10 protein-coding genes and 1 riboswitch are annotated in these 9353 nt (G+C 73.1%); of the genes, 4 read left to right on the top strand and 6 right to left on the bottom strand.

Features of this window, described 5'->3' with window-relative positions; translation table 11 throughout:
- The first annotated feature begins 225 nt into the window (after window positions 1-225).
- On the top strand, window positions 226-507 hold the full coding sequence (locus ACZ61E_RS32305; RefSeq protein WP_469703947.1) for a (2Fe-2S)-binding protein: 282 nt from the start codon (window positions 226-228) through the stop codon (window positions 505-507).
- 31 nt (window positions 508-538) lie between these two features.
- On the opposite strand, the gene bfr is transcribed toward ACZ61E_RS32305, so the two are convergent.
- Complete coding sequence (bfr, locus tag ACZ61E_RS32310; protein ID WP_469703948.1) at window positions 539-1018, bottom strand: bacterioferritin; 480 nt, start codon at window positions 1016-1018, stop codon at window positions 539-541.
- Between the two features lie 154 nt (window positions 1019-1172).
- Here bfr and ACZ61E_RS32315 point away from each other — a divergent pair, with 154 nt between their 5' ends.
- Window positions 1173-1805, top strand: coding sequence for a sulfite oxidase-like oxidoreductase (locus tag ACZ61E_RS32315; RefSeq protein WP_469703950.1), 633 nt, complete (start codon window positions 1173-1175; stop codon window positions 1803-1805).
- Window positions 1806-1848: 43 nt separating this feature from the next.
- On the opposite strand, the gene ACZ61E_RS32320 is transcribed toward ACZ61E_RS32315, so the two are convergent.
- From ACZ61E_RS32320 to thiO, 5 genes are all read right to left on the bottom strand, one after another.
- Window positions 1849-2721: a deoxyribonuclease IV gene (locus ACZ61E_RS32320; protein ID WP_469703952.1), complete on the bottom strand. Its 873-nt coding sequence runs from the start codon at window positions 2719-2721 to the stop codon at window positions 1849-1851.
- 3 nt (window positions 2722-2724) lie between these two features.
- Window positions 2725-4908: a Stk1 family PASTA domain-containing Ser/Thr kinase gene (locus ACZ61E_RS32325; RefSeq protein WP_469703953.1), complete on the bottom strand. Its 2184-nt coding sequence runs from the start codon at window positions 4906-4908 to the stop codon at window positions 2725-2727.
- 154 nt (window positions 4909-5062) lie between these two features.
- Window positions 5063-5857, bottom strand: a complete 795-nt coding sequence (locus ACZ61E_RS32330) for a thiazole synthase (protein ID WP_469703954.1) — start codon at window positions 5855-5857, stop codon at window positions 5063-5065.
- Window positions 5858-5861: 4 nt separating this feature from the next.
- A complete protein-coding gene (gene thiS, locus ACZ61E_RS32335) occupies window positions 5862-6062 on the bottom strand; it encodes a sulfur carrier protein ThiS (RefSeq protein WP_469703958.1) in 201 nt (66 codons plus the stop codon).
- 44 nt (window positions 6063-6106) lie between these two features.
- Entirely contained in the window at window positions 6107-7336 is a 1230-nt protein-coding gene (thiO, locus tag ACZ61E_RS32340; protein WP_469703956.1) for a glycine oxidase ThiO, read from the bottom strand.
- Window positions 7333-7447: riboswitch (TPP riboswitch) on the bottom strand. It overlaps the preceding gene by 4 nt.
- Window positions 7448-7611: 164 nt before the next feature.
- On the opposite strand from thiO, the gene ACZ61E_RS32345 reads away from it, so the two are divergent.
- Both ACZ61E_RS32345 and ACZ61E_RS32350 read left to right on the top strand, forming a co-directional pair.
- Window positions 7612-8775 (top strand): NAD(P)/FAD-dependent oxidoreductase, encoded by a 1164-nt coding sequence (locus ACZ61E_RS32345; RefSeq protein WP_469703960.1) that lies wholly within the window; start codon window positions 7612-7614, stop codon window positions 8773-8775.
- Window positions 8776-8876: 101 nt separating this feature from the next.
- Complete coding sequence (locus ACZ61E_RS32350; RefSeq protein ID WP_469703957.1) at window positions 8877-9242, top strand: Rv2175c family DNA-binding protein; 366 nt, start codon at window positions 8877-8879, stop codon at window positions 9240-9242.
- The last annotated feature ends 111 nt before the right edge of the window (window positions 9243-9353 follow it).

The following is a 9353-nucleotide window of genomic DNA, read 5'->3' on the forward strand; positions in this document are numbered from 1 at the left end:
GGGGGGGGGGGGGGGGGGGGGGGGGGGGGGGGGGGGGGGGGGGGGGTGGGGGGGGAGGGGGGGGGGGGGGGGGGGGGGGGGGGGGGCCCGCCCCCCCCCCCCCCCCCCCCCCCACCCTCGTACGGGGGCCTTCCGCGCACGCCGGAGCGACAGGTAAGGTTAGGTTTGCCTCACCGCGCAAGCGGGGACGGTGCCAGCCAACGATCCCGTCGGGAGGTGAACCGCGTGTACGTCTGCTCTTGCTTCGGCATCACCGAGAAGCAGGTCCGGGAACACGCGGAGGCGGGGGCGTGCACCCCGCGCCAGATCGCCTCGGCCTCGAAGGCCGGCACGGACTGCGGTTCGTGCGTGCGCAGCATCCAGTCGATACTCGGCCGCGGCGGCTGCCCGCGCCGTGAGCTGTCGGCGCCGGCCGCGGTGGCGGCCACGACCGCCGTGGAGGCCGTCGTCGCGCAGGCGGCGACCGTCCGGGCCGTGGGCGGGCCGGCGGGTCTCGAAGCCGCCTGACGCGCCGGCGTGCCGGGCGCGCCCGGGTCCGTCAGCTGTCCGGCTGCTCGATCAGCTGCGCGATGTACAGCGCCTCGCCGAGTTTCTCGATCAGCTCCAGCTGGGTGTCCAGATAGTCGATGTGGTGCTCCTCGTCCGCGAGGATCGACTCGAAGATCTTCGCCGACGTGATGTCGCCCTTCGCCCGCATGACGTCGACCCCGCGCCGGAGTCTGTCGATCGCCTCGACCTCGATCTGCCGGTCCGCGTTGAACATCTCGGTGACGGTCTGGCCGATCCGTACATGGAAGAGCCGCTGGTAATTCGGCAGGCCCTCCAGGAAGAGAATTCGGTCCGTCAGGACCTCCGCGTGCCTCATTTCGTCGAACGACTCGGACCGTGTGTACTTGGCGAGCTTCGTCCAGCCGAAGTTCTCCTGCATTTTGGCGTGCAGGAAGTACTGGTTGATCGCCGTCAATTCGGCGGTCAGCTGCTCATTGAGGAACTCGATGACCTCGGGGTCGCCCTGCATCGCAGAGGCTCCTTCCAACGGGGACTGGCCAGGTTGCGCGCATCCTCGCACCCACGTCCGAAGGGCGTCCAGTAAGGCCGTACTTAGTAGCAGTTGCCCGAATCGGGCCGTACCTGGTCATGACCACCCTTCGCGGTCTGTCACCATGGAAGGCATGGGTCAGCCGCGGAGCCGGGAAGAACGGGAGTCGGCGCAGTCCGGGCTGCCGCCGGGGCAGCGGCTCCAACGGGGCTGGCCGGTCACCCACTACGGCCCCGTGCCGAAGTTCAGGCCCGAGCGCTGGGAGTTCAGGGTCTTCGGCGCCACCGCCGACGGGGACAAGCGCTGCTGGAATCACGAGGAGTTCTCGGCCCTGCCGTTCTCGACGGTCGTGGCCGATCTGCATTGCGTCACGAAATTCAGCATGCTCGGGGCCGAATGGGGCGGAGTCCTCGCCCGTACGATCCTCGAACTCGCTCCGCCGGCGCCGACCGTCACCCATGTCATGATCTGGGCCGAGTACGGCTACAGCGCGAATGTCAGGCTCGACGACTTCACATCGGAACGGACCGTCTTCGCCACGCACAACGGCGGTGAACTCCTCACCGTCGAGCACGGATTTCCACTGCGGCTCGTCGTGCCGCACCTTTACGCGTGGAAGGGCCCGAAATGGGTCCGGGGCGTGGAATACATGACCGCCGACCGACGCGGTTTCTGGGAGGAACGCGGCTATCACAACATCGGCGACCCCTGGCGCGAACAGCGCTACTCCTACCAGGAGGGCCCCGGGGACGGCCCCGAGCTGTAGGAGGCCTCCGGGCCTCCCGAGCGTCCCTCGTCCCGGGCACCGCTCAGGTGTCGCGCAGCTTCTTCAGCAGGGCCACGTCCGCCGCGTGGCCCTCCTTGCCGCCCGGCGTCTCGATCACCAGCGGCACGCCCTCGGTCGCCGGGTGCGAGAACAGCTCCCGGAACGGCGTCTCCCCGATGTGGCCCGCGCCGATGTTGACATGCCGGTCCTTGCGGGCGCCCGACACGTCCTTGGAGTCGTTGGCGTGGATCAGCCTCAGCCGGCCCGGACCCACCGCCGCGACCAGCCGGTCCAGCGTGCGGTGCGTCCCGTGCGGCGCGGCCAGATCGTGGCCCGCCGCGAAGAAGTGACAGGTGTCGAGGCAGATGCCGAGCCGGGGGTGCGCGTCGAGCGCGTCGAAGTACGGACCGAAGTCCTCGGCGAGCGAGCAGAGCGAGGAGCCCTGGCCCGCGGTCGACTCCAGCAGCAGATACGGGTCGTCGTCGTGCGTCAGCTCGTCGAGGAGCGGCAGCATCCGCTCCCGTACCTGCGCGAGGGCCACCTCACGCGCCCGTCCGCCGGTCGCCGAGCCGGTGTGCACGACGACACCCGGGGCACCGATCTCCCGGCCCCGGCGCAGGCTGTGCCGCAGGGAGTGCACCGACCGCTCCGCCGTCTCCGGCGTGTGGGAGCCGAAGTTGATCAGATACGGCGCGTGGACGTACGCGGACAGGCCCTCGGCGGCGCACTGTTCCCGGAACAGCTCGTCCTGCGCCGGATTCCCGTCGGGCGTCGCCCAGCCACGCGGATTGGCCACGAACACCTGGACGGTCTCGGCGCCGATGTCACGCGCCCAGGCCAGCCCGACGCGGGCGAGACCGCCCGCCACCGGAACATGGCCGCCGACGGCATTGCGCGGGCGGTCGGGGAGCGTCAAGCCTCAGATTCCCTTGGTCGTGATGGTGATGGTGCTGCCCTCGGCGGCCTTCTCGCCGCCCCCGACGGACTGCTTCGCCACGGTGTCGTCCAGGAACGGGAAGCTCCGGTCGACCTCCACCTCGAAGCCCGCGTCGTTCAGCTCGCTCCTGGCGGCGTCTGTCGACTTCCCCGTGACGTCGGGCACGGCGAGCATCCGCGGGCCCTTGGAGATGGTCAGCGTGACCGTGTCACCGCGGGCGAGCCTGCTGCCCTCCTTCGCGGACTGCCCGGCCACCGCCCCCGGCTCCTCGGGGGAGTTGACGCGCTCGGCCGCGATCTTCACATCGAGCCCCGCGTCCTCCAGCGAGGCGGTCGCCTCCTCCTCGGACCGGCCCGTCACATCGGGCATGTCGACCGGCCTGCCCTTGCTGACGACCAGCGCCACGCCCGCGTCGGGCCGCAGCTCCGTACCCGCCTTCGGCTGGGTGCGGATGATGTCGCCCTGATCGGTCTGCTCGTCGAAGGACCGGGCGACGACGCCCGGCGCCAGCCCGGCCTTCCGCAGCGCGTCCTTGGCGTCGGCCAGCGACTTGCCGGCCAGGTCCGGGACCCGCACGATCTCCGGGCCGCGGGAGATGACGAGGGTCACCGATCCGTTGCCCCGTATCCGCGCCCGGGGTTCGGGGTCGGTGCGCATGACCGTGCCGCGCTCGAAGGTGTCGCTGAAGTCCTTCTCGACGCTCGCCCCGAGCCCCGCGTCGCCCAGGCGCTCCTTCGCCGTCTGCTCGGTCTGCCCGAGCAGCGAGGGGACCCGGGTGAACTGCCCCGAGTTGATGTACCAGACGCCGACGCCCACACCGAGCACCAGCAGCGCGGCGACCACGATCGCCAGGACGCTTCCCCGGGGCGCGGAGGCCAGCCGCCCGGTCCGGCGGCGCGTGGGCTGCCGGTGCGAAGGTGCCTCCGGCTCCGGCGGCTGGACCGTGAGGCGGCTGGTGCGCCGGACCTGGTCGTCGCCTCCCCGGGAGGCGGCCGACAGGACGGCGGTACCGGAATCGCCTGACGACACGTCGGAGCGGACGAGGCGCGGAATCACGCTCGTACGGTCGTCGGAGCCGTCGTGGGGGCCGCCCCCGGCGCCGGTGGCGGCGGTGCCCCGGGAGGCTCCGTGCGAGGCGGGTGAGGCGTCGTGGGAGCGCCCTCCTCCGCCGCCGGTGTCGCTGCCGTGGCCGTCCTGGGACGGTTCCGAGGAGGCGCCGCCCGAGCCCGCCCCGCCGCCGCCCCGGGTGCCGCGCCTCGTCACACGGGCGGCCGACGAGGTCCCGGCGCCGGCCCGCGGCGGTACGGCGTCCAGCTGCGCGTCGTCGAGCGCGGCGCGCGTGCGCCGCGTCAGCGCGAGCATCGCGACCGCGTCCTCGGGCCTGGCCTCCGGATCGCGGGCGGTGGCCGCGGCGACCAGCTCGTCCAGCTCGACCGCCATCCCGGGCACCGCGGCGGACGGCGCGGGCACGTCCTCGTTCAGATGGAGGTAGAGCACCTGGGCCGGGGTGTCCCCGCCGTGCGGCTTGGCGCCGGTCAGCATCTCGTGGAGGACGACACCGCAGGCGTACACGTCGACCCGGGTGTCGGAGGTGCCGTACTCGATCTGCTCCGGGGCCAGGTAGGAGACGGTCCCGAGGATCGTGCCGGTGGTGTTGGTGACCGAGCCGACGGCCCGTACGAGGCCGAAGTCGGCGACCTTCACCCGGCCGTCGTCCCCTATCAGCACGTTCTCCGGCTTGATGTCCCGGTGGATGAAACCGGCCCGGTGGGCGGCGCCCAGCGCCGCCAGCATCGGCTCCAGGATGTCGAGGGCGGCACGCGGCTGGAGAGCGCCGCGCTCGCGCAGGACGTCCCGCAGCGTGCAGCCCTCCACGTACTCCATCGCCAGGTACACGTACGCGCCCTCGGCGCCCTGGTCGAAGACCCCGACCACGTTCGGGTGCGCCAGCCGCGCCACGGACTTGGCCTCGCGGATGAAACGCTCCACGAAGGTGGCGTCGGTCGCCAGGGCCGGGTGCATCACCTTCAGGGCGAGGACCCGGTCGAGCCGGGTGTCGAGGGCCCGGTAGACCGTCGCCATGCCGCCGACGGCGATGCGCGCGTCGACGCGGTAACGGCCGTCGAGCACCTGCCCGACGAGAGGGTCCCTAAGGGTCGTGTCCACCCGTCGAGTCTACGAGCCGCCGCAGACACCCCCGCAGCCCCCGGCCGGGCCCGACACGCCACTGGAGCCGTCTTGTGACAGCACCCACACCGCATCGAGGCAATCGGCCGCCGCCTTCTCCGGGGAGCCGGACGCCGGCCGCGGAGCGCGGTCCTCAGAAGGCGGGGCGCTCCGGGTCCAGCACCGCCATCCCCTCCGTGGGAGACGAGGCGTCCGCGAAGTGGCGGCGCGGGATGCGCCCCGCGCGGTGCGCCAGCCGGCCCGCCTCGACCGCGTGCCGCATCGCCTCGGCCATCAGCACGGGCTCCCTGGCCCGGGTGACCGCCGACGCCAGCATGACGGCCGCGCAGCCCAGCTCCATGGCGAGAGCGGCGTCCGAGGCCGTACCCGCCCCCGCGTCCAGGATCACCGGCACGCGCGCGTGATCGGTGATCAGCCGGAAGTTGTGCGGGTTGCGGATGCCCAGACCCGATCCGATCGGGGACCCGAGCGGCATGATCGCCGCGCATCCCACGTCCTCCAGCTTCCTGGCGAGCACCGGATCGTCGTTCGTGTACGGCAGGACCGTGAAGCCGTCGTCCACCAAGGTCTCGGCGGCGTCCAGCAGTTCGACCGGATCGGGCAGCAGCGTCCGTTCGTCGGCCACCACCTCCAGTTTGATCCAGTCGGTGCCCAGCGCCTCGCGTGCGAGCCGCGCGGTGAGGACGGCCTCGCCCGCCGTGAAGCAGCCCGCCGTGTTCGGCAGGACCCGGATGCCCAGCCGGTCGAGCACGGACAGGACGGAACCCCGCACGTTCGGGTCCAGCCTGCGCATCGCGACGGTGGTGAGCTCGGTGCCGGACGCGGTCAGGGACCGTTCCAGCACGTCGAGACTGGGCGCGCCGCCCGTCCCCATGATGAGCCGGGAGTTGAGGACGGTGCCGCCGATGGTGAGCCGGTCGTCGGACATCGGGTCAGCCTCCTTGGACGGCGGTGAGGACCTCGACACGGTCCCCGTCGGACAGGGCGGTGTCGGACCACCGCCCGCGCGGGACGACGGTCTCGTTGAGCGCGGCGGCGACACCCGAGGGGGCGGCGGTGAGGGTCGCGACCAGGACGTCGAGCGTGACGGGGGCGGCGAGGACGCGGACCTCCCCGTTCACCGAGACGGTCATGGTCCCGGGCGCGCCGCCGGACGGGTGCGAGTTCACGGTGTCGGTCATGCGTGCGGCTCCTGACCTGCGGAGGCGGCGGGGGAGACGGGCGAGGGGCCGCCGGGCGGTGGGCCGGTCGGGAAACGTCCGGGGGTGAAGGGCCGTGCGTGGTCCGGGAGTTCACCCGTCGTGAGGACGGTGGCCATCACCCGGCCCGTGACGGGCGTCAGGAGCACCCCGTTGCGGTGGTGCCCGGTGGCCAGATGGAGCCCCGGCAGGGCGGTCGGCCCGAGCAGCGGGGCGTTGTCCGGGGAGGTCGGGCGCAGCCCGGCGAGGGTCTCGGTGAGCGGCAGTTCGGTGATACCGGGGAGCAGTTCGTGGGCGTCGCGCAGCAGCGCGTACACCCCGCCCGCCGTCACCGTCGTGTCCCAGCCCAGCTCCTCGCTCGTCGCCCCGACGACCAGCTCGCCGTTCTCGCGCGGCACGAGATACACATGGCTGCCGCGGACCTCGGCCCGCAGCGTCCGGGACAGGAACGGGGCGTAGGCGCGCGGCACCGTCAGCCGCAGGACCTGGCCCTTGACGGGGCGCACCGGAGGCAGCACGTCGTCCGGCACGCCCGCCAGCCGGCCGCTGAGACTGCCCCCGGCGAGGACGACCTGATCGGCGCCGAGTCCGGCGCCGCCGGCCACCGTGACCCCCGCCGCCCGGTCCCCGGCCACCCGCAGGCGTTCGGCCCACGCCCGGTGGAAGACCACCCCCGCGCGCTCACAGGCCGTCACGAGGGCGGCGGCGAGCCTGCGCGGGTCGATCTGGTGGTCCCCGTCGGCCCGCAGCCCGCCCCGGACGCCGGGCGCGAGCATCGGCTCCAGCCGCCGGCACTCACGTCCGGTGAGCCATTCCGACTCCAGACCCGACCTCGTCTGGAGGGCGTGGAGTTCACGCAACTGCGCCCGGTCGTCGGAGTCGAGAGCCACGGCGAGCGTGCCGCAGGCGCGGTAGCCGGTCTCCTGGCCGGTCACCGACTCCAGTTCGGCGACGAACTCGGGATACAGCCCCGCCGAGGCGATGTTCAGCGCCAGCAAGGTCTCCCCGCCGTGGTCGAGTTCGCTGACGGCCGCCAGCATGCCGGCGGCGACCCGGGCGGCGCCGCCGCCCGGCTCGGGATCGACGACGGTGACGCCGAGGCCGCGCTGCGCCGCGCGCCAGGCGGTGACGAGGCCGATGATCCCGCCCCCGACCACCAGGACGTCGGACCGCCCGGCTCCCCGGTTCCGCACGTGGGATGACCGCATGGGTGTCCAGCTCCTCCCTTCGCCGGCATGACCCGGATCAGGTTCGTACGGTCGGAGGCCGCGTCAGCCTCCCTCTCAGCCCGGTGCGTACGGGCTCCCGCGAGGTGTGAAGTCTTCTGTCCGCCACTGCCGACAAGTGCTTCACGGGTCAGCGTAACCCCCTGTCCCCGCCTCCTGTAAGGGAGTCGCCGGCCCGGCCCGTTCCATAAGGTGATCGGGTGAGCGAGCAGCGGAAGCAGACGGACGAGCGGCGCACCGTCGTCGTCGGCGCGGGAATGGCGGGTGTGCAGACCGCCGTGGCACTGCGCGAACTGGGGCACGAAGGCCCCGTCACCCTCATCGGTGCCGAGCGGCACCAGCCCTACGACCGGCCCCCACTCTCGAAAGCCGTCCTCCTCGGCGCGGCGGAGAGTTCGGCCTTCGACCTGGACTTCGACGCCCTCGGTGTGGAGCTGCGGCTCGGTCTCGAAGTCACCGGTGCGCGCCCGGCGGACCACGAGGTGGACACGGAGGCCGGGCCGGTCCCGTACGACGCGCTGGTCGTCGCCACCGGCGCCGAACCGGTCACGCTGCCGGGCGCGGACGGGGTCCCCGGCGTCCATCTGCTGCGCACCCTGGACGACGCCGCGCGGCTGCGCCCCGTCCTGGACCGCAAGCGCCACGTGGTCGTGGTGGGAGCGGGCTGGATCGGCGCCGAGTTCACCACCGCGGCCAGGGAGGCGGGCTGCGAGGTGACCGTCGTCGAGGCCGCGGCGCATCCGCTCGACGGCGCCCTGCCCGCCGAGGTCGCCACCCCGATGGCCGACTGGTACGCCGAGAGCGGCGCCCAACTCCTCACCCACGCGCGCGTGGCGGCCGTCGAACCCGGGCGGGTGGTCCTCTCCGACGGCCGCGAGCAGGCGGCCGACGCGGTGGTCGTGGGCATCGGCGCCAGACCCGCGACGCAGTGGCTGGCGGGCTCCGGCATCGCGACCGGCGCGGAGGGGGCGATCACCGCCGACGACCGGCTGCGCACCTCGGCGCCCGATGTGTACGCGGTCGGGGACTGCGCCTCGTTCCCCTCCGCCCGCTACGGCGAGCGGCTGCTCGTGCACCACTGGGACAACGCGCTCCAGGGGCCGCGCACCGTCGCCGCCGACATCGTGGGGGAGGCCCACGAGCCGTACGACCCGGTGCCGTACTTCTGGTCCGAACAGTTCGGCCGTTTCGTGCAGTACGCGGGCCACCACACCCGCGCCGACACCCTCCTGTGGCGCGGCGATCCGGAGAGCGCCGCCTGGTCGGTCCTGTGGCTGCGGGAGGGGGCGCTGGTGGCGCTGCTGGCCGTCGGCAGGCCGCGTGACCTGGCGCAGGGCCGCAAGCTCGTCGCGACGGGTGCGCGGATCGACACGCGGCGTGCCGCCGACCCCGCCGTACCGCTCAAACTGACGGCTCTGTGACCGTGTCCCGCCCGCTCCCCGCGGGCGGGTGTACCGCTCGTCGGCCCAGTCCGTGCCCGGCTCGGCTTCCGACTGTCAGTCCGGGATGGCAGGCTTGTCCTGTGACTGAGATTGACGCAAAGATCGATGCTCTCGTCCCTGACTGGCTTCACCTGCCCGACATCGCCGAAATGCTCGATGTCGAGGTGACGCGCGTGCGCCAGCTGGTGAAGGAAGGCCAGCTGATCGCCGTGCGCCGCGGTGAGAATCGGGCCCTCCAGGTGCCGGCCGCCTTCATCGACGGCAAGAAGGTCGTCAAGGGCCTCGCCGGCACCCTGACGCTCCTCAGGGACGACAGCTTCACCGACGAAGAGATGCTCGAGTGGCTCTTCACTCCCGACCCGTCCCTGCCGGGCACGCCCGCGCAGGCCCTCAGCGAGAATCGCGGTACGGAGGTGAAGCGCCGCGCCCAGGCGCTCGCCGTCTGACGGCATCACCACCACCGGTCGTGGGGGGGGGGGGGGGGGGGGGGGGGGGGGGGGGGGGGGGGGGGGGGGGGGGGGGGGGGGGGGGGGGGGGGGGGGGGGGGGGGGGGGGGG

It is taken from the genome of Streptomyces sp. NPDC104581 (assembly GCF_055583685.1).

Excerpts from the sequence above, each read along its gene's own strand:
- bfr (WP_469703948.1), bottom strand. The coding sequence starts at position 1,018 with ATGCAGGGCGACCCCGAGGTCATCGAGTTCCTCAATGAGCAGCTGACC.
- ACZ61E_RS32315 (WP_469703950.1), top strand. The coding sequence starts at position 1,173 with ATGGGTCAGCCGCGGAGCCGGGAAGAACGGGAGTCGGCGCAGTCCGGG.
- ACZ61E_RS32330 (WP_469703954.1), bottom strand. The coding sequence starts at position 5,857 with ATGTCCGACGACCGGCTCACCATCGGCGGCACCGTCCTCAACTCCCGG.
- thiS (WP_469703958.1), bottom strand. The coding sequence starts at position 6,062 with ATGACCGTCTCGGTGAACGGGGAGGTCCGCGTCCTCGCCGCCCCCGTC.
- thiO (WP_469703956.1), bottom strand. The coding sequence starts at position 7,336 with ATGCGGTCATCCCACGTGCGGAACCGGGGAGCCGGGCGGTCCGACGTC.
- ACZ61E_RS32345 (WP_469703960.1), top strand. The coding sequence starts at position 7,612 with ATGGCGGGTGTGCAGACCGCCGTGGCACTGCGCGAACTGGGGCACGAA.